Here is a 24,962-nt window from a genome sequence, read left to right as displayed (position 1 = left end):
AAATCGCCTTTCGCCCCCGCTCTGTCTCGCGGCCCCGAATCGATCCTTACGGGCAGCCGAGGAGTTTCAGCATGAGGGCCGTCGCCATTGCCGTCGCAGCCAGCGTTCTCGGGGCCGTTCCGGCCTTCGCCGATGAACTGCCGCAGCGCAAGCCGGGACTCTGGGAAAGCAAGTCGACGAGCGCCGAGGGTGAGACGAGCGCCAAGCAATGCGTCGGTGCCGGCACCGACCGCGCCATGGTCGGCGGCATGGCAGGCGCCGCCTGCTCGAAGATGGAGGTGACGAAGACCGCGGCCGGCTATGCAGTCGCGACCGAGTGCGCGATCGGCCAGATCAAGGCGGTCGGCAGCAGCGTCGTCACCGGCGATTTCCAGACGAGCGTGCGTACCGAGGGCACCACCAAGCTCACCGGCATGCCCGGGCAGGCGGGGATGGTCGAGCGCAAGCTCGTGGTCGAAGCCAAGCGTCTCGGCGATTGCGGCCCGGGCCAGAAGCCCGGCGATATCATCATGCCCGACGGCAAGGTGATCTCGATGCCGGGAGCGGCTGGCGCGAAGCCCTGATTCCGGTCACGAGCGAACGCCGCGATTTCGCAACCGGCCGATGAGAAGAATCGGCCGGCATGTCACATCTGGCCGAACCGGATCGTCCTAGTGGAAAGCGCAGCAGCGGCCACGCCGTCCTGTGAGGCGCGCATCGCTGGACGAGGACGGACGTGGCAACGGTATCATTTTGGCTGGCGCGGAGAGCGCCGCCATCGCTGGGCGGCTTCTTCTGGGCGGGGCCTTCGCCTTCGCCGGCCTGCGCAACATCGTCAACAGGGGTCTTCTGGCGAGCCTGATCGGCGCCCGCGGCGTGCCGCTGCCGGCCGTCACCCTGTGGCTCGGCATCGTCTTGCAGGTGATTGCCGGCACCACGATCATCTGCGGCATCCAGGTCTCGCTGGCGGCACTGATGCTGCTCGCCTTCCTGGTGGCGGCGACGCCGATGTTCAACAATTTCTGGGATCATCAAGGCCTGGATCGTGCCAACCGCATCAACGGCTTCGTCGCCAATATCGCCATTGCCGGCGGCATTCTCGGCTTGATCGGCCAGGGCTGAACCGCTCAGCCGGGCTCGCCGGCGATCACGCCCTTGCGGAACAGGAAGCAGCCATAGGGGCGGGGATCGCCGACCTGCACCACCGCGAAGGCCTGCTTTGCCGCCTCGTAGAAGGCGAAGCGCTCGATGCCGGCCAGGGGTTCCGAGCGGTCGAGCGCCCGGTCGAGCTCGGCCTGCACCTGTGCCTGCACCTCGGGAATCGCCGCAGCATCGCCGACGACGAGCATGCGCCTGGCTGGCTGCGGTTCGAAATCGTCGATCGGCAGCAGCGAGAGAATGGCGCGTGCCGCGCGGGCCATGGTGAGGCCGGGCAGGCGTACCAGCCGCCCGCTGGTGGTGGCGCGGGCGATCTTTTCCGCGGGGTGGTTGGCATCGACCAGAGCGAGATCGTCTCCATGGCCCATGGCGGCCAGCACCCAGAGCAGGTCGGCCGAGAGGACCGGGTCGATATTTTTCAGCATGTCAGCTGCGTCCGCGCCGTGAGAGGTAGAGTTTTGCGGCATTGCCGCCGAAGACGGCGGTGCGCTGCGCGTCGGTGAGGTCGCCGAGGAGCGCTTCGGCGGCCTCGAACCATTGAGCATAGGACGCGCGCAGCGTCACTACCGGCCAGTCGCTGCCGAAGATCAGTCGCTCCGGGCCGAAGGTGGCGAGGAGGTGTTCGACGACCGGCCGGAGCGTCTCCAGCGCCCAGTCCGGGCCGGCCTCGGTGACGAGCCCGGAGAGCTTGCAGGTGAGGCCGGGATGCGCCGCGAGCGCGATCATCCCGTCGCGCCAGGCGGCGAGATCGCCGCTGACGAGGTCGGGCTTGGCACCGTGGTCGATGACGCAGGCGAGGTCAGGGTGTCGCTCCAGCACGGTGAGCATCGCCGGGATATGGCGCGGCTTCAGCAGCGCGTCGAAGACAAGACCATGCGCGGTCATCGCTTCGAAAGCCGGCGCCAGAGCAGGGTGCATCAGCCAGTTGTCCTCAGCGATGTCCTGGACCATCGGTCGCAGGCCGACGAGCAGCGGATCGCCGGCCAAGATCGCGATGTGTTCCGCTACATCAGGCGCATCGAAATCGGTCCAGCCGACAGCGCCGGCGACGAAGGGGGTCGTGGCGGCGATGTCGAGCAGATAGGTCGTCTCGGCCCGCGTCGGCGCGGCCTGGACCAGGATGGTGCGTTCGATGCCGTGCGCGGCGAGAAGCGGGGCGAGATCGGCGGGGCCGAAATCGCGATGGATCACGCCCAGCGCCGGCGTCAGCCAGCCATAATCGCCACGGGCGAGGCTCCAGAAGTGCTGATGGGCGTCGATGCGCATGGCGTCAGGCCGGGACCGGGACATCGGCGCCGAGCAGACCCTCGGTTTTCAGCTCTGTCCAGAGCGCGGCCGGAACCGGTGCCGAGATTTCGATGACCTGATCGGCGACCTCCTCCGGCTTGACCGCACCCATGACCAGGCTCGCCACGGCGGGATGGCCGAGCGGGAATTGCAGGGCGGCGCGGCGCAGCGGCACGCCATGGCGGGCGCAGACCGCCTCGATCGCCGCGACGCGGGCGAGGATCGCGGGCGGGGCGGGCTGGTAGTTGTATTTTGCGCCTGCGATTGGGCCGGTGGCGAGGATGCCGGAATTGAAGACGCCGCCCAACATCAGGTCGATACCCTTCTGCTGCGCCAGCGGCATGAAGGAGGCGAGCCCCGGCTGTTCCAGCAGGGAATAGCGCCCGGCCAGCAGCATGGTGTCGAAATCGCCGGCGTGGGCGAAGCGCTCGCACATCTGCGCTTCGTTGACACCGACGCCGATCGCCTTGACCGCGCCGGAGGCGCGCAGTTTCTCGAGGGCGCGATAGGCGCCGTCCATGGCCTCGCCGAAGCGCGCCTCGATCGCCGGGCCATGGGTCCAGACATCGACGTCATGGATCAGCACGACATCGATGTGGTCGACGCCGAGGCGCAGCGCCGATTGCTCCAGCGAGCGCATGGCGCCGTCATAGGAATAGTCGAAGCGCAGGCCATGCGGCAGGCCGCCGAGATAGCCGGAGCCATTGCCGCGTCCGGCGAAGGGCTCGGCGACGCGCCCGACCTTGGTCGAGATCACCACGTCCTTTCGGCCGGAGCGCCGCAGCGCCGCGCCGATCCGGTGCTCGGAGAGGCCATGGCCATAGAGCGGCGAGGTGTCGATCAGGTTGATGCCGGAGGCGAGCGCCGTCTCGACCGTCGCGATCGCGCTGGCTTCGTCGAGATGGGCGTAGAGATCGCCCAGCGGCGCGCCGCCGAAGCCGAGCGTCGTGACCTTCAGGCCTGAGCGGCCGAGGGGGCGAACGGGAAGCGCAGAAATCGTCATTGGAAGCCGGGTGCTCGGTCGTGTTGCATCACTATGTGCACGTCAACATGTTAGCTTGCAACCGCCTTCGTTCCGGACTAGCGTGCGCACCATTCCGGTAGACGAGAGCCATGCTGAACCCGCCTGCTGGAACCGCATCAAGACGGCCCGCGATGGCCGCGTGTTCAGTCCAGGGGAGGACATCCATGACCGAGATCTTGAAGCCGACGCGGCGTGGCCTGCTGCGTGGCGCCGCCGCGCTCGGCGCGTCCGGCGCCATCGCTTCGCCGCTGGTGCTGCGCGAGGCGCACGCCCAGGCGGCCTTCAACTGGAAGCGTTTCTCCGGCCAGTCGATCGACGTGCTGCTGGTGAAGAACCCGCGCTCCGACCTGTTCCAGGCCGCCGAGAAGGAGTTCACCGAGCTTACCGGCATCAAGGTCTCCTCCGAGCAGGTGCCGGAGCAGCAGCAGCGCCAGAAGGCGGTGATCGAGTTCGCCTCGGGCAAGCCGAGCTTCGACGTCAGCGCGATCTCGCTGCATGTGCAAAAGCGCATGGCGGCCAAGGGCAAATGGTTCGCCGACCTGTCGCCGATGATCAAGGACGCGTCGCTGACCTCGCCCGACTTCAACTTCGAGGATTTCGGCGCTGGCGCGGTCGCCTATGCCCGCCAGGCCGACGGGGCGCTCGATACGCTGCCCTATTTCGTCGACTACTGGATGGTCTACTACAACAAGGAGCTCTTCGACGCGAAGGGCGTCGCCTTCCCCAAGACCATGGACGAGATGGCGGTCGCCGCCGCCAAGCTGCACGACCCGGCCAAGGGCGTCGCCGGCTTCGTCTCGCGTGGGCTGAAGAACGCCAATGTCCCGGTCTGGGCCTGCCTGGTGCTCGGCCAGGGTATCGAGACCACCTCGGCCGAGGGCAAGCTCCTGACCGATACGCCCGAGGCGATCTGGGCAGGCGAGCTCTACAAGAAGCTCAACAAGGACACCGGCCCGGTCGGCTCCGTCGGCTTCAACTGGAACGAATGCCAGACAACGTTCATGCAGGGCCGCGCCGCGATGTGGCTCGACGGCATCGGCTTCGCGACGCCGCTCGAGGACCCCAGCAAGTCGCGCATCGTCGGCAAGGTCGGCTACGGCGTCACCCCGCCCGGGCCGAAGGCGCATCATGCCGGCATGTTCGGCGACGGCATCGGCATCTCGCGCGGCTCCGCCAAGAAGGAGGCGGCCTGGCTCTACATCCAGTTCATCACCAACAAGGCCCAGCAGCTCGCAATGCTGAAGGCCGGCGCCGGCGCTCCGGCCCGTTCCTCGGCCTATCTCGACACGGCGACGATCGAGGCCTCGAAATTCGGCAAGCAGTATTTCGACTGCCTGCTGAACTCGGCCAAGATCGCCCGGGCCGCACTGCCGCAGATCGTTCCGGTCACCGAGTTCCGCGATGTCTTCGGGGTGGCGCTGACCAATGCGATCGGCGGCGCCGATGTCGCGGCTGAGCTGAAGAAGGCGACGGAAGCCTTCGCGCCGGTGCTGGCCAAGAGCGAGCAGGGCTGAGGGCTAGTCATTGCACGTCATGGCCGGGCCTGACCCGGCCATCTCGTGACCAGAGTGCATTTTCCAAGAGATGCTCGGGTCAAGCCCGAGCATGACGGTTCCAAAATATGACCAGCACCACCCTGCCAGCCAGCAGCCTGACGAGCCCGGCGCAAGCTCCTGCGGCGGATTCGCGGGATTTCACGCCGCGCTACTGGTTGTTTTCCCTGCCGGCGGTGCTGATCGTCGCCAGCGTGATCGTCTTCCCCTGGCTGTTCACGCTCTACATGTCGACGCAGGACTGGAAGATCGGTGGCGGGCAGGAATTCGTCGGCCTGCAGAACTTCGTCGAGCTCGCCCGCGATCCGCGCTTCATCGAGTCGATGGGGCACACCTTCTACTACACGGTGCTCGCGGTGGTGCTGCCGATCCTGTTCGGCACGGCGGCGGCGCTGGTCTTCCATCGCGAATTCCCGTTCCGCGGCCTGCTGCGCACCATCTTCGTCATGCCGATGATGGCGACGCCCGTCGCGGTCGCGCTGGTCTGGACCATGATGTTCCATCCCCAGCTCGGCGTGTTGAACTATCTGCTCTCGCTTGTCGGCATCGGCCCGCAGGCCTGGGTCTATTCGCCGGGTACCGTGATCCCGACGCTGATCCTGGTCGAGGTCTGGCACTGGACGCCGCTGGTCATGCTGATCGTGCTCGGCGGCCTCGCCGGTCTGCCGCGCGAGCCTTATGAATCCGCGCTGATCGACGGCGCCAATGCCTGGCACATGTTCCGCCACATCACGCTGCCGCTGGTCTGGCCGTTCATCATGGTCGCGATCGTGATCCGCACCATCGATGCGCTGAAGGCCTTCGACACGATCTTCGTGATCACCCAGGGCGGACCGGGGACGGCGTCCGAGACGCTCAACATCTTCCTCTATCTGCAGGCCTTCCAGTTCTACAAGATCGGCTACGCCTCCGCGGTCGTGGTGATCTTCTTCGTGATCATCATCATGCTGTCGCTGCTGCTGCTTTATGCGCGCCAGAAGTCGAAGTGGAACGCCTGATGAAGCGGCTCCTCTCGAAATTCGGCTTCTACGCCTCGGTCTTCGTGCTGGTCTCGCCGGCGGTGCTGGTCTTCCTCTGGATGATCTCGCTCTCGCTGAAGAACGAGCTCGACAACACCGCCTTCCCGCCGGTGTTCATCCCGAACCCGCCGACCTTTGCCAACTATCTCGACGTGTTCGAGAAGAACAATTTCGCGCTCTATCTCTGGAACTCGATCCTGGTGACGGGCGGGGCGGTGCTGGTCGGCTTGGCTGTCGGCGTGCCAGCCGGCTACGGCATCGCCCGCGGCAAGGCCCACAAGTTCGCGATCCTGATCCTGGTCGCGCGGATGACGCCGGCTCTGTCCTATTTGATCCCGCTTTTCCTGCTCTTCCAGATCACCGGACTCGTCGGCACGATCACCGCGCTGGTGATCACCCATCTCGTCATCACCATCCCGATCATCGTCTGGATCATGATCGGGTATTTCGAGAACGTGCCGATGGAGCTGGAGGACGCCGCCCGCATCGACGGCGCCACCACCTGGCAGGCCTTCCGCCATGTCGCGCTGCCACTGGCCCGGCCCGGCATCGTCGTCGGCGGCATCCTCGCCTTCATCTTCTCCTGGAACAACTTCATCTTCTCGGTCGTGCTCGGCGGCAAGGCGAGCCGCACGCTGCCCTCGGCCGTCTACAACTCGCTGACCTTCGAGCAGATTTCCTGGGGGCCGCTCGCCGCCGCCGCCTTGCTCGTCACCTTGCCCGTCCTGCTGCTGACCGTTCTCGCCCAGCGCGAGATCGTCGCCGGCCTCTCCGCCGGAGGCCTCAAGGATGGCTGACATCGCCTGCCCAATCTCCCGGTCGCACATCTCACGGAAAGACGTTTCGCAATGGCTCTGAACCCCAACCGCTTCGGCCTCTCCTGCGCCATCACCACGCCGATGCGGGAAGGCGGCGCCGTCGACCTGCCGCGGCTCGTCCACCATGCAAGGCATGTGCTGGCCAATGGCTGCGACAGCGTCACGCTGTTCGGCACGACCGGGGAGGGCGCGGCGCTCGGCAGCCCGGCCCGCACCGCCATGCTCGGCGCCCTGGTCGGCGCCGGCATCGACCCGGCCAGGCAGATCTATGCCGGCGTCGCCGCCGCCTCGCTGCACGAGGCGGTCGACCAGGCGCAGACGGCGCTGAATGTTGGCGCGAAGGGCCTGCTGGTCGCACCGCCCTTCTACTTCAAGGGCGTCGGCGACGAGGGGCTCTATGCCTGGTTCTCGCAGTTCTTCGAGAAGCTCGGCGCCTCCGCCCGCAACACCATCCTCTACCACATCCCCTCGGTGACCGCGGTCGACATCTCCATCGGGCTGGTCGAGCGGCTGAAGAAGGCCTTTCCGGGCGTGGTCACCGGCGTCAAGGATTCGTCCTGCGACTATCCGACGACCGAGGCTTTCCTCAAGGCGCATGGCGAGCTCGCCATCCTGGTCGGCGACGAGCGCCTGCTCGCCCGGGCCGTGCGCAATGGCGCTGAGGGTTCGATCTGCGGCCTCGCTAATCTGACGCCGCATCTGCTGCGTCCGATGGTTTACGAGGGCGCCGAGGACGCCACCGTGAACGCGCTGGTCGACGAGATCTGCTCCTATCCGGTGCTGCCGGCGGTGAAGGCGCTGGTCGGCCACCTCCATGGCGATGCCGGCTATGGCCCGATGCGCGCGCCGCTGGTCGCGCTCGACGAGGGCCAGCGCAAGGCGCTGTTCGCCGCTTTCGACCGGATAACCCGCGCCAAGGCGGCCTGAGGAGGCAACGATGAGCCAGTCTGAGCCGGAGCGCGACGGCGAGCCGCTGAAGCTTAGGGAGCGGGCCTATGCCAGCTTCACCGAGCGGCTGCTCGCCCGCGAGATCCGGCCGGGCCAGTTCGTCACCCAGCGCGAGCTCGTCGCCATGACGGGCTTCCCGCTCGGGGCGATCCGCGAGCTGATCCCGCGGCTCGAGGCCGAAGGGCTGATCAAGACCGTGCCGCAGCGCGGCATGCAGGTCGCCCATGTCGACCTCAATTTGATCCGCAACGCCTTCCAGTTCCGGCTCTTCCTCGAGAAGGAAGCGACCGCCGCCTATACGCGGACCGCGACAGACGAGGAGATTGCCGAGCAGCGCCAGCGCCATGAGGCGATCATCCGCCGCGCGGAAGCGGGCGGCGACGAAACGCTGATCGAGGACGCCGAGAATATCGACCGTCTGATGCACGAGATGATCATCGACCATCTCGACAACGACATCGTCAGCCAGGCTTTTCGCGTCACCTGGCTGAAGATCAGGCTGATCCGGCAGTATGAGACCAGGATCCAGAACCATATCCTGATTCCGGTGATGCAGGACCATCTCAAGATCATCGCGGCGATCGAGTCGCGCGATCCGGAGGCGGCTGCGGCCGAGATGAGCGCGCACATCAACAACGCCCGGACGCGGGCGATGAGCTACTGACCAGCGATCAGGCGCCGATCGAAACCAGGCGCTGGAACGGCGAGCCGGAAAACCGGCCGCTCAGGGAGGAGAGCAACGATGACCAAGCTGACGAAACGCGCATTTCTGGCCGGCTCCACCGCTGCCAGCGCGATGATCGCGATGCCGACCGTGCTGCGCGCTCAGGCGACCGTGCTGCGCTGGGGCGAGATGCTGCCGACCACGCATCCGCAGGTGCAGATGGTCGACCGCATCGCCAAGGAGGTGAAGGAGAAAACCTCCGGCCGCGTCGACATCCAGTCCTTCCCCGCCGGCCAGCTCGGCTCGGGCAAGGACATGATGGAGTCGGTGGCTTCCGGCGCGCTGACCATGACGACGGATGGCGCCGCCGCGCTCGGCTCCTTCCTGCCGCAGCTTTCGGTGGTCGAGGCGCCCTATCTCTGGCGCGACCCGGCCCATATGGCCAAGGTCGCCAAGGCGCCGGTCTTCACTCAGATGAACGAGGAGCTGATCAAGAAGCGCGGCATGCGCATGGCGGCGGTGACCTATTACGGCAAGCGCCACCTCACCACCGGCTCCAAGCCGGTGAAGAGCGCTGCCGACGTCGCCGGCCTGAAGCTGCGCGTGCCGCCCGTCGACACCTTCCGCGCCATGGTCGAGGCCTGGGGCGCCAAGGCGACCCCGGTCAACTTCAACGAGCTTTACCTGGCGCTGAGCCAGGGCGCGGTGGACGGCCAGGAGAATCCGCTGCCGACCATCCACAGCGCCAAGCTGCAGGAGGTGCAGAAGCACCTGATCCTGACCGGCCACATCATCACGCCGCGGCTGATCGTCATCAACCAGGACTTCTGGAAGGGCCTGAAGGATGCCGACCGGACGATCCTGGAGGCGGCCATCGCCAACGGCGTCGCCTGGCAGGATGCCGAGCTTGCCAGCCAGGAAGGCAGCCTCGTCGCGACGCTCAAGGCCGCCGGCATGAGCGTCACCGAGCCGGACCTCGAAAGCTTCAGCAAGCCGGTGCTGGCGAGCCTGCCCAAGCAGTTCGAGAGCAAATGGGGCAAGGGCACCTGGGACGCGCTCGCGGCGCTGTGACAAGGGCGCTTCGACAGTCGTGCTAGGCGCGGGGAACCCTCTCCTGGAAGGAGAGGGTAGGGTGAGGTGTAGGCGGTTCGACCAGTGCCGAGAGCCCTCACCGCGCGATTGGGTTCACGCCAACGTTTCCGCTCCGAGCACCTCACCCCTGCCCCTCTCCTTCCAGGAGAGGGGTGCCCCGCGGTTCAAGGTCCAATGGCTATGAAATCCCTCGTCGCCCTCACCGACCGTCTCGTCCGCGCCGCCGCCGTCGGGCTCTTGCTGGCGCTGCTGGTCGCGGTGCTCCTCGGCGTCGCCTCGCGCCAGCTCAATGCCCCGCTCGCCTGGACCGACGAACTGGCGCAGTACCTGCTGGTCTGGACCGGCTTCACCGGCTGGATCATCGCCGCGAGGCGGCGCTCCCATATCCGCATCACCGTCTTCGCCGATCTCCTGGCGAAGCCGGTAGGTCGGATGCTGGAGATCGTGACGCAAGCCGCGATCATCCTCTTCGCGGCGATCCTGATCCGCTATTCCTTCGGCCTGATCGAGCGGACCTGGGACGTCGAGTCGATCGCGCTGCCGGTGTCGAGCGCGGCGCTCTATGTGGTGATGCCGCTCGCCGGCCTCGCTTTGATCCTGCAGGCGCTGGCCGAGATCGGTGACGTTCTCGCGGGCCGCAAGGTCGACACCGCCGAGCCGGGGACGCAGCCGCTATGAGCACCCTGATGCTGCAGATCCTGCCGGTCTGGTTCACCGCGCTGCTGCTCGGCGTGCCGCTCTTCGTCTCGATGGGCCTCGCGGCGGTCGCCTTCGCCTTTTTCGGCGCCTTTCCGCTCGGCATCGTCCCGCAGAAAATCGCGCAATCCGCCAATTCCTTCCCGCTATTGGCCGCCCCGCTCTTCATCCTGATGGGCAACATCATGAATTCGGCGGGGATCACCGACCGGATCTTCGCCTTCGCCACGGCCTGCGTCGGCTGGCTGCGCGGCGGGCTCTGCCATGCCAACATCCTCGCCAGCGTGATCTTCGCGGGGATGTCGGGCTCGGCGGTGGCCGATGCCGGCGGCGTCGGCACGCTCGAGATCAAGGCGATGCAGGACGAGGGCTACGATCCCGAGACCGCCGCCGCGATCACAGCGGCCTCGGCGACGATCGGGCCGATCATCCCGCCCTCGCTGCCGATGGTGATCTACGGCGTCTCGGCCGACGTCTCGATCGGCGGGCTCTTCCTCGCCGGCGTCATCCCCGGCCTGCTGATGGCCGGCGCGCTGATGGCGATGGTGGTCTATGTCGCCAGGAAGAAGGACCTGCCGCGCCATCCCTTCCCGGGGGCGGCGCAGCTCTGGGTCGGCTACAAGGAGGCGCATTGGGCGCTGATGACGCCGGTCATCCTGTTCGGCGGGATGATGGCTGGCATCTTCACGCCGACCGAGGCGGCGGCGGTCGCCACCGCCTATGCGATCGTGCTCGGCCTCTTCGTTTACAGGAGCTTCTCGCTGAACGACCTGCCGGAGCTGGCGGTTCAGACGGTCGAAACCACCGGCGTCGTGCTGGCGCTGGTGATGACGGCCGCGGCGCTCGGCTGGTGCCTGTCGATCTCGCGCATCCCGCAGACGGTCGGGCCGATGCTGGTCGATCTTGCCGGCAACCCGCTGGTCTTCCTGCTGATCGTCAACCTGCTGCTGCTCTTCGTCGGCTGCTTCATGGAAGCGCTGGCGGCGATGCTGATCCTGATCCCGATCCTGACGCCGGCGGCGAGCCAGTTCGGCATCGACCCCGTGCAGTTCGGCCTGATCTTCGTCCTGAACCTGATGATCGGCACGATCACGCCGCCGGTCGGGGTGGTACTCTTCGTAACATCGAAGATCGCGAAGATCAGCTTCGAGGCGATGTCGCGCGCGATCGTGCCCTGGCTGCTGCCGTTGCTTGGCGTGCTGCTCGCGGTGACGTTCTGGCCGCCACTGACGACATGGCTGCCGAACCTCGTGCTGGGCAAGTGAGGCCGATTCAGACCGTCCGCGTCACCTTGGAGAGATGGGGCGGACGATCTGGATCGAGGCCCCGGCTTTTAGCGAGTGCCGCCACGGCGGCGTAGAAGGTGCGGACCTGTGCAAGCGGCAGCAGGGCGTTGGGCAGTCCGGAGGGTAGCGGCAGGTTTTTTGCCGCACCCACGCCGCCACCGGCATAGCGCAGATCAGCACCGAGTCCGGCGAAGGCCGTAGCCGCGGCGCAGACGCTCTCGCTGCCTTCGTCGCCGGGATCGAGCGCTAGCGTCGGAAAGCCCGGTCCGACCAGCGCGAGCGGCCCATGCAGCACCTCGGCGGCGCTGAAGGCCTCGGCATGGATGCGGCAGGTTTCCTTGAATTTGAGGGCGATCTCCTGGGCGATGCCGAAGGAAAGGCCACGGCCGATGACATAGAGGCTGCTGGCCTCGCGCCAGGAGAGCAGAGCCGGCGTCCAGTCGCAGTGTCCGGCGGCATCGAGCGCTTCCGGCGCCTGTGCGAGCGCGGCGGAGAGGTCTTCATCCTCTGCCCACTCGGCCGACAGATGCAGGAAGGCGAGGCAGGTGGCGAGGAAGCTCTTGGTCGCGGCGACGCTGCGTTCCGGCCCGGCGCGTAGCGGCACAAGCACGTCGACCATGCCGGCGAGGGGGGATGTCTCGTCGTTGACGAAACCGACCACGAGCGCCCCGGCACGGCGAGCGGCTTCGGTCAGCAGCAGTGCATCGGGACTGCGGCCGGATTGCGAGGCGGCGATGAAGACGGCGCGCGACAGGTCGAGCTCGCCGCCATAGACCGAGGCGAGGCTCGGGCCGAGCGAGGCGACGGGCAGGCCGAGCGCGCGCTCGATCAGGTATTTGCCATAGGTCGCCGCATGGTCGGAGGAACCGCGCGCGCAGGTCGCGACGAAGGCCGGCCGCTTGATGCGCAGGCGCTGGACGAGATCGGCGATGGCTGCGCCGTTCTCCGCGCGTTGGCGGCGCGCGACATCGGCGGCTTCGGCCGCCTCGCGGGTGAGCAGGGCTTCAGCCATGGCGACGCAGCCGTGTTTCCAGCAATTGATCGGCGATCCCGGCGACCTGGCGCGGGTCGAGCTTGCGGCCGGTGCCGCCGACGCTCTGGACCGAGAGCGTACCAGAGGCGATACCCTCGGCGAGGGCGCGTTCGGGGGATCTCCCGGCGAGCCAGGCGGCGAGGAAGCCGGCATTGAAGGCATCGCCCGCGCCCGTCGTGTCGAGTACCGCCGGGCAGGGTGCGGCAGGAAGCGCCAAAGTGTCTTCGCCCTGATAGAGGCGGGCGCCGTCGCCACCATCCTTGATCACCACCAGCGCGAAGTGTCGGGCAAGCCGCTGTCCGGCCGCATCGAGATCGTCGCTATCGGCGATCACGCGCGCTTCTGCCGCGTTCGGCAGGAAGATGTCGATGCCGTTGCAAAGGGCGAGGAGATCAGGCGAGCGGATCAACGCATCGTCCCAGCTCGGGTCGAGCGAGACGGTCAGGCCGTGATGCCGGGCGTCGGTCACCAGATGCGGGATCTCGGCCAAGGTCGCGAACTCGGCGATGTGGAGGTGGCTGGCGCGGACATCGCCGAGCGCGGCTGAAAGCGTTCCAGGGCGGGCCGGGCCGGCGCGGCGCGAGAGGAAGGCGCGCTCGCCATCCTGCACCATGGCGACAGTAAGCTGTGGACCGGCATCGGCGGCGCGCTCAAGAAAGGCGAGATCGACGCCGCTTCTTTCAAGTGCGGGCAGAAGCGATTGCGAGAACGGATCTTCTCCGAGACGCGCCAGCAGTGCGGCGGCGCGGCCAAGCCCGACGAGATGGGCCGCGGTGATGAAGCCGCCGCCACCGGGGACGATCGCCATGTCGTCGGCGAAGCGCTCCTCGCCGAGGCGCGGCATCGCTTCCAACCCACGGAAGACGAGATCGCAATAGAGCCGGCCGGTGCTGAGCACGAGCCCGTCCGGCTTTGGCCGCCGGGATGTCACAGAGCGCGCTCGCTCTTGGCGTCGAACAGGCGCAGCGCCGTAGTTGGCGCGCCGAGCCTGACGGCACTGCCGACGGCAGGCGGATTCTTGGCCGAGGCCGAGGCGAGCAGCAAACCGCCTTCAGCCTCGACATGCACGAAGGTCTCCGGGCCGAGCGGCTCGACGACGGCCACCGTGCCGGCGAGGATGAGGTCGGCGGCTTCGCCTTGCTCCAGCACGCGCAGTTCCTGCGGCCGGACGCCGACGAGGACATCGGCCGGGAGCGCGGCCGGCCATGCCAGCGGCTTCTCGCCGAGCTGCAGCGTGCCCTGACCAGCCTTTGCCGGGACGATGTTCATCGTCGGCGAGCCGATAAAGCGGGCGGTGAAGACATCGGCCGGCTTCTCGTACAGCTCCATCGGCGCGCCGACCTGGAGGATATGGCCGTCGCGCATCACCACGATCCGGTCGGCGAGCGTCATCGCCTCGACCTGGTCATGGGTGACGAAGACGATGGTGGTGCCGAGCCGCTGGTGCAGCCGCTTGATCTCCAGCCGCATCTGGGCGCGCAATTGCGCATCGAGATTGGAGAGCGGCTCGTCGAACAGGAAGACGGCAGGATCGCGCACCATGGCGCGGCCGATGGCGACGCGCTGGCGCTGGCCGCCGGACAGGGCCGAGGGGCGGCGCTCCAGCAGCTTCGTCAGGCCGAGCACCTCGGCGACCTCTTCGACGCGCCTGCGCTTGGCGGCCTTGTCGAGCTGGGAGGTGTAGAGACCGAAGGCGATGTTTTCGGCGACGCTCATATGCGGGTAGATCGCATAGTTCTGGAACACCATGGCGATGTTCCGCTCTTTCGGCTCGAGCCGGTTCACGGTCCGGCCGCCGATCGCGATCGTGCCGTCGTTGATCTCCTCGAGCCCGGCGATCATGCGCAGCGTCGTCGACTTGCCGCAGCCGGAGGGGCCGACGAAGACGACGAACTCGCCGTCCTTGATGTCGAGGTCGATGCCATGCACGACCTGCGTCGCGCCATAGCGCTTGACCAGTTTCTCGATCGCGATCCCGGCCATCAGGCGGCTCCTGCGAGGGCGGTGAAGGCAGCATCCAATTCGCGGCGTGCGGTGTCCTCGCGCGTCGCTATTGCCTGAGCGGCATCCTCGGCGGCGGCGAGCTCGGCGCGATAACCGGCGAGGGCTTCGCCCAGCGCCTTCGGCCCCGGGCCGCCGAAGCGTTCACGCAGCGCGACGAAATTCTCCGGCGAGACGGCGGTGGCAAAATCCTCGCGGCTGAGGCTCGGCTCGCGGCCGGCGATATGGCGGAAAGCATCGGCAAAAGGCTCGTAGCCGTCGCGCGGCAGATCGCCATCCGCAGCGACGACGGCGCGCGCCACGGCCGAGGCGACCTCGTGGGCAGCGCGGAAGGAAAGGCCCTCCTTGCGCACCAGCGTGTCGGCGAGCTCGGTGATGGTGATGCAGGAGCGCCGGATCGTCTCGGCGACGCGGCGGCTGTCGACCGACAGCGCCGGCAGCAGCGCCGCTAGCAGGTCGAGCACGCGCCCGCCGCTCTCGAAGGTCTGGTAGCCAGCCTCCTGCGTCTCGCCCTCGCTGTCGTTCATGTCGGTGAACGGCGTGTTGTGGACGATGTCGCGGACCATGCGGGCGCGGCTGACGCTCTGCGACGCCAGGTGGCGCAGATGCTCGATCGGCACCGGATTGCGCTTCTGCGGCATGATCGAGGAGATCTGCACGAAGCCGTTGGGGACATAGACCTGGCCGACCTCGAAGGCAGTCCAGAACTGCAGGTCCTGGATCAAACGGCCGAGATGCAGGAAGACCAGCTCGACGGCGCCGAAGACGCCGGTGACGTAATCGACCGCGGCGATGCAGCCATAGGAATTCTGCAGCGGCGCCTTGAAGCCGAGCAGATGCGCGGTACGGTGCCGATCGAGCGGGAAGCCGGAGGTGGTGATCGCGGCGGCCCCGAGCGGGCAGAGATCGATGAGCTCGCGCGCCTGCATCAGGCGCTGATGGTCGCGCAGCATCACCTCGATCGCGGCGGAGAGATAATGGCCGAGCGTCGAGGGCTGGGCCGGCTGGCCATGGGTATAGGCGACGATCAGCGTCGCCTTCTCGCGCTCGGCCAGCGTCAGCGCGGCGGCGATCAGGGCGCGCAGCTGCTTCGCGAGCTTGTCGAGCCGCGGCTTCAGCGCCAGCTTGAACAGGGTGTGCTCGATGTCGTTGCGCGAGCGGCCGGTGTGCAGGCGGCCATTGTCGTCGGGCTTCAGGCGCTTGCGCAGCTCGGCCTCGACCAGGAAGAAATAGTCCTCGACCTCGCCGGTATAGCTCAGCGTCGCCGGGTCGATCTCGCGCTCGATCTCGATCAGGGCGCGGGCGATTTCGGCGGCGGTTGCGCGCGGCAGGATCCCGGTCTCGGCCAGCATGACGAGATGGGCGCGGTCGACGGCGCGGAAACCCGCGACATGATGCGTCTTCACCGCATCGAAGAGCGGGCGCAGCACCGTCTCCTTGTAGACCGGATCGGGGAAGACGGACTTATCGGTCGTGCGCGGATCGGTATGGGCGGTCATCGTGTTCATCCCTTGAGTCCGGCGAGCACGACGCCGCGGACGATGTAGCGCTGCAGCAGCAGGAAGACGGCGAGCGTCGGGATCGTCGCCAGCGCCGCGCCGGTCATGATCAGCTCCCACTGGATCTGCGATTCGACGGCGAAGGAGGCGAGGCCGACCGGGAGCGTGTAGAGTTCCTTGCTGGTCGTGACGATCAGCGGCCAGATGAAGGCCGTCCAGTTGCTGAGGAAGGTGAAGATCGCCAGCGCCGACAGCGCCGGCGTCACCAGCGGCAAGGCGATGCGCCAGAAGATCGCGAACTCGTTGAGCCCGTCGACGCGCGCCGCCTCCAAGAAGTCGTTCGGCACCGTCTCGAAGAACTGCTTCATCAGGAAGGTGCCGAAGGCCGTCATCATGCCCGGGAACATGATGCCCCAATAGCTGTCGAGCCAGCCGAAGTTCTTGGCCATGACGTACCAGGGGATGACCAGCATCTCCGTCGGGATCATCAAGGTCGAGAGGATCGCCAGGAAGACGAGATAGCGCCCGCGGAACTGGAACTTGGCGAGGGTGTAGCCGACCAGGCTGTCGAAGAAGACGTTCGACAGGGTAACGATCGTCGCGATCGCCAGCGAGTTCCAGAACCAGCGCAGGAAGCGCCCGTCCGAGAGCACGGTCTTGTAGTTGTCGAGCGTCGGCGCCGCCGGGATCAGCCGGAGATCGTAGATGTCGGCCGAGTCCTTCAGCGAGGTCGAGAACATGAAGAGCAGCGGCGTCAGCATCAGGAGGCCGCCGGCGAGCAGCAGCAGCCAGGCGATGACGCGCCCCGGGGCGAAGCGATGGGTGAGGGACGAGCCGGTCATCAGCGGTCCCTCAGCAGGCGCAATTGCAGCAGCGAGACGCAGAGCAGCACGAGGAAGAGCACGACCGTCTGCGCCGCCGCATAGCCCATGTCGAAGGAGGAGAATGCGGTCTGATAGATCATCAGCACCAGCGGCTTGGTCGAATTGAGCGGGCCGCCGGGATCGCCGCTGGTCATGTTGTAGACCTGGTCGAAGATGCGCAGGAAGCCGATCGAGGAGAAGACGACGAGGAAGATGATCGTCGGCTTGAGCAGCGGCAGGGTGATCTTCCGGAGGATCGCGAAGTCGGAGACGCCGTCGATCCGCGCGGCCTCGTAATAGGTCGTCGGGATGGCGCGCAGGCCGGCGAGGAAGATCACCACCTGGAAGCCGAGCCCGGCCCAGATCGCCGGGGCCAGCACCGCGGGCAGCGCCTGCGTGGTCGAGCGCAGGAAGGGCTGCTGGGCAAAGCCGAAGGAGGAGAGCAGGTCGTTGATCAGGCCGATCGGCACCGGCTGGTAGAACCAGCGCCAGACCCAGGCCATCGCAGTGGCGGTGGTCAGGAAGGGCAGGAAGTAGAGCGCCCGGATGAAACCGTGCATGAAGCGGACGCGGTCGAGATGATAGGCGATGGTGAAGGCGAGCACGAGGCTGAGCGGCGTGCCGATGATCAGGTAGAGGAAGGTGTTGCGGAACACCTGCCAGAACACCGGATCGGCCATCAATCGCCTGAAGTTCGCCAGCCCGACGAAGGAGGGCGAACTCATCAGGTTCCAGTTCGTGGTCGAGATGATGAAGGCCTCGACCGTCGGGTAGAAGCGGATCAGCCCGTAGAACAGGATCGGCACGGCAAGGAAGCCCCAGGCCCAGACCACCTGCTTCTGCTGCAAGGTGAGGCCCTGCCAGAGGCGCCCACCGGAGCGGGCGACTTGGGTCTTGGCGGTCATGGCGCGTCCTGCCGTGCTGGTCTTCAGGAAACCGCGATCACTTCTTGTAGAAGCGGTCGAGGATCGCCTGCTCGGCCTTGGCCGCCTCGGCGAGCGAGGCCTTGGCGTCCTGGTTCTGGATGAACACGCGGTTGGCCATGTCGAGCCCGACCTGGCGCTGCGCCAGCTCGTCGACGAAGACGGTCGCCTGCGAATAGTTCAGCGCCTTGAGGAACGGCCGGTAGATCGGGTGGGCGAGGTTCTTCTCGGTCTCGGCCGCGGCCTTGCGGGCGGGCAGCTCGCCGACCATGTCGAGCCAGACCTGCATCGCTTCCGGCGAGGTGGTGAAGGCCATGAACTTCTTGGCCGCCTCGAGCTTGGCGCCGGTCGGCTTGGCGGTGATGGCGTTGACCCAGTAGCTGGCGAAGTTCGAGCGCTTGCCGTCGGCGCTCGCCGGCAGCTCGGCGACGCCCCATTCGAAGGTCTTGATGCCGCCGAAGGCGCCGAGGCGGAAGGAGCCATCGACCGTCATCGCGGCGCGGCCGGCGCGGAAGGCGGCCTGGCCCTCGTCCATGAAGCCGGCCTGGCCGACCTTGTGGACGCGCTGCAGGTCGGCATACCAGTTCAGCGCCTTGGCGCCGGCCTCGCTGTCATAGGCGACGGATCTGTTGTCGTCGGAATAGGGCTTGCCGCCCATCTGGCGCAGCAGCACCTCGCGCCACCAGTGCAGGTCCTGACCGGGCATGTCGATCACGGCGCCGGCCGAGAGCATGTTGCCGGCCGCGTCGCGCTTCACCGTCTTCTTGGCGGCTTCAAGATATTCGTCGAGCGTCTGCGGCGGCTTGTTCGGGTCGAGCCCGGCCTCCTGGAACAGCTTCTTATTGTAGAACAGCGCCAGCGTGCGCACCGCGGTCGGCAGGCCGTAATACTCGCCGTCGCGCTTCATCGTCTGCACGATCGGGTAGAATTCCTTCTCGATCACATCATGCGGGAAGGCGTCGCGCGGCAGCGGCTGGATGAACTTGGCGCCGACGAAATTGTCGAGCCAGCCATAATAGAGCTGGACCACGTCCGGCCCCTGGCCGGCCGGGACGGCGGCGGCGATCTTGGTCTGGTAGTCGGCATAGGGGAAGGTCGTGTGCTTGACCTTGATGCCGGGATTGGCGGCCTCGAAGCGCTTGATCAGCTCGTTCATCGCCTTGATGCGGGCGTCGAACACGTACTGCCAGTACTCGATCTCGACCGCCTGGGCCTTGGCGCCGGCGATGGCGCCGATCGACATGGCAATGCCCAGGACTAATCCGCGAAAGCCGCGCATGGGTCTTCCTCCCTGTCTCGTTGCGACGTCCGCCCGCATGCTCGCTCCCGGCTGCCGGACGTTCGGCGGGCATGCTTCCCCGCAGGCCGTCCCCTGTCAATAGATTAATTCACTTGAGTTTGATTAATGGCCGGCGCAGCCTGTGCGGACGAAAGAGGCTGCCCATGATGCCGCATCGCAAGACCCCGGCTGCGCCCAGCGTCGCCCTCGGCGCCAATCCCGAGCGGGCACGTCGCCACAACCGGCGCGTCGTGCTGGAGACCTTGCGCCAGCACGGACGGCTCGGCCGCTCCGACATCGCCAGCCTGACCCGGCTGACGGCGCAGGCGGTCTCCAACATCGTCGCCGAGTTGTTGGAGGAAGGCTTCCTGGTCGAGCTCGGACGGCGGCGCACGGCGCGCGGCCAGCCGCCGGTCGAGTTCGCGCTCAACGCCGATGGCGGCGTGACGGCCGGCATGGAGATCGCCGCCGATCACATCACCACGGTGCTGGTCGATCTCACCGGCGAGGTCAGGGCGCAGCGTGTCGTGCCCTTGCCGGATCTCTCGGTCGAGGCGGTGCAGGCGCTGGCGGCGGCGGAACTCAAACGGGCGCGGGCGGGGAAGGGGCTGCCGGAGCGCCTGCTCGGCTGCGGCGTCGTCATGCCCGGCCCGTTCGATTTCGAGGGCACGATCACCGTCGGATCGACGGCGCTGCCGGGCTGGACCGGGCGCGACGTGACGGCGCTGATGAGCGCGGCGCTGGCGACATCCGTGACGGTCGAGAACGATGCGACGGCGGCGGCTGTCGGCGAGCATCTCTATGGCATCGGCCGCAATCTCCGGCATTTCTGCCTGGTCTATTTCGGGCTCGGTCTCGGCCTCGGGCTGATGCTCGGCGGCGAGCCTTTTCGCGGCGCCCATGGCAATGCCGGCGAGCTCGGCCATGTTCCGGCGGTGCCGGAGGGTTTGCCTTGCGTCTGCGGCCGCCAGGGCTGTCTGGAACGCTATGTCTCGCCGCCGGCCTTGCAGGAAACGCTGCGGCAGGCAGGTGTCGTCCAGGTCGATGCGACAAGTATCGCGAGGCTCCATGCCGAGGGGCACCCGGCGGTAGCGAGCTGGGTCGCGCAGGCCGGGCCGCTGCTGGCGCCGGTGCTCGCCATGCTGGAGAATCTATTCGATCCGGAGACGATCATCCTCGGCGGCGCGCTGCCCGACAGCGTCATCGACGCGCTGATCGCGGCGGCCGAGCCTTTGCCGCTCTCGGTCGCCAGGCGCGACGGGCGCGCCATCGCGCGCATCCAGCGCGGCACCACCGGGCAGCTCACGGCAGCGCTCGGCGCGGCCGCGCTGCCCCTCCTCGACGCTATCGCGCCGCGTCTCGTACGCAACCCGACGCTCGCCGAGCCGGCCGAGGCCGATCAGCCCGCCTTGGCGTAGCAGCTGGGCGAGCCTGCAAGCCGCTTCACAATTGCGATTCGATCGGCAGGAGGCGGACCAACGCCGCGGTGAGACGGCGGCCGAAACCGGCCACAGGCTCTTGCAGCAGCCGACCGCCAGGCCGCGAGGCTTCGTCCCAGCAGACGCGGCCCTGGTCGAGGCCGAGCCGGAAGGAGCAGTGCGGCGTGGTTTCCCGGGCGAAGATGTCGCGCATCTCGGCGACGAGGCCGTCATCGACCACAACCACGCCCATTTCGGTGTTCAGCGAGGCCGAGCGCGGGTCGAAATTGAAAGAACCGATGAAGCCGGTGTGCCGGTCGACCGTGAAGGCCTTGGTGTGGAGGCTCGCGCCCTTCGAGCCGAAGAGCGAGACGCCGGCGGGCATCAGTTCCGGGCGCAGTTCGAACAGCCTGACGCCCTGTTGCAGCAGCCGTTTGCGATAGCTGGCATAGGCGCCATGGACGGCGACGACGTCGGTGGCGGCCAGCGAGTTGGTGAGGATCGTGACCTCGGCGCCACGCGCGACGAGGGCCGAGAGCGCCCGCAGGCCACGCTCGCCGGGGATGAAATATGGCGAGGTGATCTGCAGCTCGCTCCGTGTCTCGGCGATCGCCCGGTAGAGCTGGCGCGCGAGCCAACCCTGCTCACCGGCGGCGATAGCCTTCTCCGGCGGATCGGAGATGATCTGGACCTGCGCGATCCAGCGCAGTTCGTCCAGCAACTGGACGAGGGCTGAGCCGGCATCGAGCGTTTCGACGAGGCGCAGCAAAGCCTGCGCATTGGCGCGGTCGCGGCCAATCGACGGCACCGGCAGGCTCGGCAGGCGGCGGGCGATGGGGCGGCTGAGCGAGGCGATCGGGACCGCGCTCGGGCTGTTCCAGAAACCATCGAAGATCACCGCGGCCTGCGAAACCGCCTCGCCGGCGACGAGCAGGTCGAGATCGTGGAAGTTGCTGGCCCGTGCCGCATTGAAATAGGCGTTGCCGATGTTCCTGCCGCCGATGATGGCGAGGCGGCCGTCGGCGATCCAGGCCTTGTTATGCATCCGGCGCGTCACCCGGAAAGCGCGCAGCGCCAGCTCCAGGCCGCGGCGGATGCCGTTGGAGCGGTTCCGGCTCGGATTGAACAGCCGGACCTCGATGTTGGGATGGGCGTCGAGCGAGAGATAGATCGAGTCGTTGCCGCGGGCGTTGATGTCGTCGATCAGCAGGCGCACGCGCACGCCGCGATCGGCGGCGGCGATGATCTCGCGCATGAGCAGGCGGCCGGCACTATCCTTGCGCCAGTAATAATACTGCAGATCGAGGCTGCGACCGGCATTGCGGGCGGTGAGAACGCGTGCGGCGAAGGCGCGCGCGCCATCAGCCAGCAGGGTCGCGCCATTGAGCTCGGGGTGGGCGGTCAGCAGCGGCGCGAGCGCCCGGTCGATCGGGGTCTGCGCCTCGGCGGGTGGCAATGCATGCGAGTGCGGAGCGCTGGTGCAACGGGCGAAGCGGCCATAGGAATAGGCGGCTGCGACCGCGATCAGCGCGATCAAGGCCAGGGCAGCGATCAAGACTTCGAGAAATGACATTCAGCGACTGCCGGGGCTCCGTTTTTCCTATAACCCCTATCCTCACGAGTCGTTCGCTCAGAGCGGATCGAACTCTGGCGGCTTTCGGGAATTGATCATGGCAAGGCTCTTGCTAGGCGTTTTCGAGCTAAGAGCCCCGTGAGCGAGTGAGTCGTCGTGGAGATGCCGGCCGGATGCTAGAGTTCGAAGGGCGCGGGCTGCGCCGGATCAGGGTCCTGCGGCCGCCGCAGATGTCGAGCTGGACGCGCGAGGCCGCCGGGCAGCAGGCGCTTGCCAGCACCTCGCCGGCGACCGAGCTCAAGATCGCCTCCTACAACATCCACAAGGCCGTCGGCCGCGACCGCCGCTTCGATCCCAACCGGATCATCGAGGTCATCCGCCAGATCGATGCCGACGTCGTGGCGCTGCAGGAGGCCGACCAGCGCTTCGGCGAGCGCGCCGGCCTGCTCGATCTCGCCCGTCTCGAGCGCCGCACGGGCCTGAAGCCGGTGCCGGTGCAGAGCGCCTGGCAGGGCCATGGCTGGCACGGCAATGTCGTGCTCTTCCGCGACGGCGCGGTCACCGCGACCCGCCAGCTCGTCCTGCCCGGCGTCGAGCCGCGCGGGGCGCTGATCGCCGACCTCACCGTCTGCGGCTCGCCGATCCGGGTGGTCGCGGCGCATCTCGGGCTCTTGCGCCATTCCCGCTCGCGGCAGGTGGAGACGCTGATCAATGCCTCCAAGCCGACCGACGGGCGCCCGATCTTCCTGATGGGCGACCTCAACGAGTGGCGGATCGGCAAGAAATCGAGCCTGCACGGCCTCGCGCCGAAATTCGGGCCACTGCAGGCGGCGATCCCGAGCTTTCCCGCGCGCTTCCCGATCTGGGCGCTCGATCGCATCGTCGCCTATCCGGCCGAGACGATCACGCAGGTTGATCTGCACGACACCGAGTTGTCGCGGCTGGCCTCCGATCATCTGCCGATCAAGGCGCTGGTGCATCTGCGGGGCGAGGAGCGCCAGGCGCACTGAGCCGCACCGGTCGCGGGGCAGGCTTGAGGCATCCTCAAGTGACGTTCCGATGGGGGCGTGCCACGATGGCGCTTTCCCACGCCGACCGGACCTTGCCGATGACCGCCCAGCCAGCACGCGCCTACCGCACCCAGAACTGGAGCCTGACCAAGCCGTCGGCGCGCGGACGCAAGGGCATCGTCGTCTCGCAGAACCATGAGGCGGCGGCGGCCGGCGCGGCGATCCTGGAAGCCGGCGGCAATGCCGCCGATGCCGCGTTGCTACCGCTTTCGCACTGGCGGCGGTCGAGCCCTGGAACAGCGGGCTCGGCGGCATCGGCTTCGGCGTCGTGCTCAAGGCTGGCGAGAGCAGGGCTGAGGTCGTCGATTTCGGCCCGGTCGCGCCGCGCCGTGCCGATCCGGCCGACTACCCCATGACCGGCGCGATGAAGCTCGATCTCTTCGCCTGGCCGGAGGTCGAAGGCGATCGCAACATCCATGGCCCGCTCTCTTTCTGCATCCCGTCCTCGGTCTCCGGCTACGCGACCTTGAAGGAGCGGTTCGGGACGGGCATGCCGGTCGCCGACCTGCTTCAGCCCGCGATCGCGCTGGCGAAGCGCGGTCTGGCGCAGGACTGGTACACGACGCTGAAGATCGCCTCCTCGGCCTCGGTGCTCAGGCTCTACGAGGAGAGCGCCCGCATCTATCTGCCGGATGGGCTGCCGCCGGTGCCGCCCTATCAGGGCGTGCCGGGCTTCCGGACACTCGGCAATCTCGGCAGTACGCTGGAGCAGCTCGCCAAAGCCGGGCTCGACGATTTCTATCGCGGCGATCTCGCCAGGCGATTGGCGGCCGATATCGCTGCCGTTGGCGGCGTGGTCGATGCGCAAGATCTGGCGGAATGCCGCGCGAGCGTGCGCGAGGCGCCGGTGATCGACTGGCGCGGCACGCACCGCATCCACACGGCCGGGGGGCTGACCGCGGCGCCGACCCTGCAGGCGGTGGTCGAGGGCATGGCTTCGAGCCCGCCGCCGGAAGGCGGGCCGGACTCGGCCTGGTTCGCCAAGCTCTCGCAGGTGATGCGCGAAGCCTATGCCAGCCGGCTCGAAGGCTTGGGCGCGGCGCAAGCTGCGAAGGAGCCGGGCGAGACCTGCACCACGCATCTCACCGTCGTCGACGGCGAGGGCACCATCGTCGCGCTGACCACGACCTTGCTCTCCTCGATGGGCAGCCGGCTCGTCCTGCCCGACACCGGCGTGCTGATGAACAACGGCATGATGTGGTTCGATCCGCGCCCGGGCAGCGCCAATGCGATCGCGCCGGGCGCCCGGCCCCTGTGCAATATGTGCCCGGTGGTGGTGACTCCTGCCGATGGCGGCTATCCGCGCTATGGCGCCGGCGCCTCGGGCGGGCGGCGCATCCTTGCCAGCGTCTACCAGATGCTGGCCTTCACCCTCGACAGCGGCATGAACCTGGAGGATGCGGCGCACCAGCCGCGCATCGACGTCTCCGGTCCCGACGGCACCAGCGCCGATGCCCGCCTACCTGATGGCACGCTCGATACGTTGGCTGCAGCCGGTCCATTGACGGTGGTCGAACACGGCGTGCTGCCGCTCAACTTCGCCTGCCCGAACATGGTGCGGACCGGGCAGGACGGGCAGGAAGGCGTCAGCGACGCCGCCTCGCCCTGGTCGGCGGCGGTGGCGGCGAATTGACAAGGCGTCAGAAGCGCTGCGGCAGAACCCCTCTCCTGTAAGGAGAGGGGCAGGGGTGAGCGACTGTCTTGTTGGTCAAGCGGTTTGTTCGCGCCATGGTTGTCTGTCCCGGATGACGGCGTTGAGGATTGTGACGAGCTTTCGGG

At 67.5% G+C, this 24,962-nt stretch carries 25 protein-coding genes; 14 read left to right on the top strand and 11 right to left on the bottom strand.

Annotated features, from left to right (window positions below):
- Positions 1-71 precede the first annotated feature (71 nt).
- On the top strand, positions 72-563 hold the full coding sequence (locus BMZ69_RS17600; protein WP_092158916.1) for a DUF3617 domain-containing protein: 492 nt from the start codon (positions 72-74) through the stop codon (positions 561-563).
- Between the two features lie 169 nt (positions 564-732).
- Complete coding sequence (locus BMZ69_RS17595) at positions 733-1,101, top strand: DoxX family membrane protein (RefSeq protein WP_244543422.1); 369 nt, start codon at positions 733-735, stop codon at positions 1,099-1,101.
- 5 nt (positions 1,102-1,106) lie between these two features.
- Here the strand turns inward: BMZ69_RS17595 and BMZ69_RS17590 are convergent, their stop codons facing one another.
- The 3 genes from BMZ69_RS17590 to BMZ69_RS17580 are packed head-to-tail and all read right to left on the bottom strand — an operon-like array spanning position 1,107 to position 3,427.
- Positions 1,107-1,562, bottom strand: a complete 456-nt coding sequence (locus BMZ69_RS17590; RefSeq protein WP_092158914.1) for an RbsD/FucU family protein — start codon at positions 1,560-1,562, stop codon at positions 1,107-1,109.
- Position 1,563: 1 nt separating this feature from the next.
- A complete protein-coding gene (locus BMZ69_RS17585; RefSeq protein WP_092158912.1) occupies positions 1,564-2,403 on the bottom strand; it encodes an amidohydrolase family protein in 840 nt (279 codons plus the stop codon).
- A gap of 4 nt (positions 2,404-2,407) precedes the next feature.
- Positions 2,408-3,427 (bottom strand): aldo/keto reductase, encoded by a 1,020-nt coding sequence (locus BMZ69_RS17580; RefSeq protein WP_092158910.1) that lies wholly within the window; start codon positions 3,425-3,427, stop codon positions 2,408-2,410.
- Between the two features lie 185 nt (positions 3,428-3,612).
- On the opposite strand from BMZ69_RS17580, the gene BMZ69_RS17575 reads away from it, so the two are divergent.
- The 8 genes from BMZ69_RS17575 (at position 3,613) to BMZ69_RS17540 (ending at position 11,503) form a co-directional block, all read left to right on the top strand.
- Complete coding sequence (locus BMZ69_RS17575; RefSeq protein WP_092158908.1) at positions 3,613-4,962, top strand: ABC transporter substrate-binding protein; 1,350 nt, start codon at positions 3,613-3,615, stop codon at positions 4,960-4,962.
- A gap of 107 nt (positions 4,963-5,069) precedes the next feature.
- Positions 5,070-5,999 (top strand): carbohydrate ABC transporter permease, encoded by a 930-nt coding sequence (locus BMZ69_RS17570; protein ID WP_092158906.1) that lies wholly within the window; start codon positions 5,070-5,072, stop codon positions 5,997-5,999.
- A complete protein-coding gene (locus BMZ69_RS17565) occupies positions 5,999-6,817 on the top strand; it encodes a carbohydrate ABC transporter permease (protein WP_092158904.1) in 819 nt (272 codons plus the stop codon). The genes BMZ69_RS17570 and BMZ69_RS17565 overlap by 1 nt, the downstream gene beginning before the upstream one ends.
- Before the next feature lie 51 nt (positions 6,818-6,868).
- Positions 6,869-7,765, top strand: coding sequence for a dihydrodipicolinate synthase family protein (locus BMZ69_RS17560; RefSeq protein ID WP_092158902.1), 897 nt, complete (start codon positions 6,869-6,871; stop codon positions 7,763-7,765).
- Between the two features lie 10 nt (positions 7,766-7,775).
- Positions 7,776-8,450, top strand: coding sequence for a GntR family transcriptional regulator (locus BMZ69_RS17555; RefSeq protein WP_092158900.1), 675 nt, complete (start codon positions 7,776-7,778; stop codon positions 8,448-8,450).
- A 78-nt stretch (positions 8,451-8,528) separates the two neighbouring features.
- Positions 8,529-9,521 carry a sialic acid TRAP transporter substrate-binding protein SiaP gene (locus tag BMZ69_RS17550; RefSeq protein ID WP_092158898.1) on the top strand — a complete coding sequence of 331 codons (993 nt, stop codon included), beginning with the start codon at positions 8,529-8,531 and terminating at the stop codon, positions 9,519-9,521.
- 195 nt (positions 9,522-9,716) lie between these two features.
- Positions 9,717-10,220: a TRAP transporter small permease gene (locus BMZ69_RS17545; protein WP_244543421.1), complete on the top strand. Its 504-nt coding sequence runs from the start codon at positions 9,717-9,719 to the stop codon at positions 10,218-10,220.
- A complete protein-coding gene (locus BMZ69_RS17540; protein WP_092158894.1) occupies positions 10,217-11,503 on the top strand; it encodes a TRAP transporter large permease in 1,287 nt (428 codons plus the stop codon). The genes BMZ69_RS17545 and BMZ69_RS17540 overlap by 4 nt, the downstream gene beginning before the upstream one ends.
- Positions 11,504-11,510: 7 nt before the next feature.
- Here BMZ69_RS17540 and BMZ69_RS17535 read toward each other — a convergent pair whose 3' ends face one another.
- The 7 genes from BMZ69_RS17535 to BMZ69_RS17505 form a co-directional block, all read right to left on the bottom strand.
- Positions 11,511-12,536 (bottom strand): SIS domain-containing protein, encoded by a 1,026-nt coding sequence (locus tag BMZ69_RS17535; RefSeq protein WP_092158892.1) that lies wholly within the window; start codon positions 12,534-12,536, stop codon positions 11,511-11,513.
- Complete coding sequence (locus BMZ69_RS17530; RefSeq protein ID WP_092159136.1) at positions 12,529-13,401, bottom strand: carbohydrate kinase family protein; 873 nt, start codon at positions 13,399-13,401, stop codon at positions 12,529-12,531. Before BMZ69_RS17530 ends, BMZ69_RS17535 begins: the two co-directional genes overlap by 8 nt.
- Positions 13,402-13,484: 83 nt before the next feature.
- A complete protein-coding gene (gene ugpC, locus BMZ69_RS17525; protein WP_092158890.1) occupies positions 13,485-14,540 on the bottom strand; it encodes an ABC transporter ATP-binding protein in 1,056 nt (351 codons plus the stop codon).
- The gene (locus BMZ69_RS17520) at positions 14,540-16,057 is read right to left on the bottom strand and encodes an argininosuccinate lyase (protein WP_092158888.1); all 1,518 of its coding nucleotides are present in this window, start codon (positions 16,055-16,057) and stop codon (positions 14,540-14,542) included. The genes ugpC and BMZ69_RS17520 overlap by 1 nt, the downstream gene beginning before the upstream one ends.
- Positions 16,058-16,062: 5 nt before the next feature.
- On the bottom strand, positions 16,063-16,899 hold the full coding sequence (locus BMZ69_RS17515; protein ID WP_092158886.1) for a carbohydrate ABC transporter permease: 837 nt from the start codon (positions 16,897-16,899) through the stop codon (positions 16,063-16,065).
- Positions 16,899-17,825, bottom strand: a complete 927-nt coding sequence (locus BMZ69_RS17510; protein WP_092158884.1) for a carbohydrate ABC transporter permease — start codon at positions 17,823-17,825, stop codon at positions 16,899-16,901. Before BMZ69_RS17510 ends, BMZ69_RS17515 begins: the two co-directional genes overlap by 1 nt.
- 37 nt (positions 17,826-17,862) lie before the next feature.
- On the bottom strand, positions 17,863-19,086 hold the full coding sequence (locus BMZ69_RS17505) for an extracellular solute-binding protein (protein WP_244543426.1): 1,224 nt from the start codon (positions 19,084-19,086) through the stop codon (positions 17,863-17,865).
- A gap of 203 nt (positions 19,087-19,289) precedes the next feature.
- On the opposite strand from BMZ69_RS17505, the gene BMZ69_RS17500 reads away from it, so the two are divergent.
- On the top strand, positions 19,290-20,540 hold the full coding sequence (locus tag BMZ69_RS17500; protein WP_092159134.1) for an ROK family transcriptional regulator: 1,251 nt from the start codon (positions 19,290-19,292) through the stop codon (positions 20,538-20,540).
- A gap of 25 nt (positions 20,541-20,565) precedes the next feature.
- Here BMZ69_RS17500 and BMZ69_RS17495 read toward each other — a convergent pair whose 3' ends face one another.
- Complete coding sequence (locus BMZ69_RS17495) at positions 20,566-22,113, bottom strand: phospholipase D-like domain-containing protein (protein ID WP_092158880.1); 1,548 nt, start codon at positions 22,111-22,113, stop codon at positions 20,566-20,568.
- Between the two features lie 173 nt (positions 22,114-22,286).
- Between BMZ69_RS17495 and BMZ69_RS17490 the strand changes: the two genes are divergently transcribed.
- From BMZ69_RS17490 to BMZ69_RS17485, 3 genes are all read left to right on the top strand, one after another.
- Positions 22,287-23,123: an endonuclease/exonuclease/phosphatase family protein gene (locus BMZ69_RS17490; RefSeq protein WP_244543420.1), complete on the top strand. Its 837-nt coding sequence runs from the start codon at positions 22,287-22,289 to the stop codon at positions 23,121-23,123.
- Positions 23,124-23,188: 65 nt separating this feature from the next.
- Complete coding sequence (locus BMZ69_RS32145) at positions 23,189-23,539, top strand: hypothetical protein (RefSeq protein ID WP_244543419.1); 351 nt, start codon at positions 23,189-23,191, stop codon at positions 23,537-23,539.
- Positions 23,437-24,816 (top strand): gamma-glutamyltransferase, encoded by a 1,380-nt coding sequence (locus tag BMZ69_RS17485; protein ID WP_244543425.1) that lies wholly within the window; start codon positions 23,437-23,439, stop codon positions 24,814-24,816. Before BMZ69_RS32145 ends, BMZ69_RS17485 begins: the two co-directional genes overlap by 103 nt.
- The last annotated feature ends 146 nt before the right edge of the window (positions 24,817-24,962 follow it).

Source organism: Allobosea sp. CRIB-10 (assembly GCF_900112185.1).
Lineage (GTDB): Bacteria > Pseudomonadota > Alphaproteobacteria > Rhizobiales > Beijerinckiaceae > Allobosea.
The sequence above is the reverse complement of the archived record's forward strand: the minus strand, read 5'-3'. Positions and strand labels throughout refer to the sequence as shown.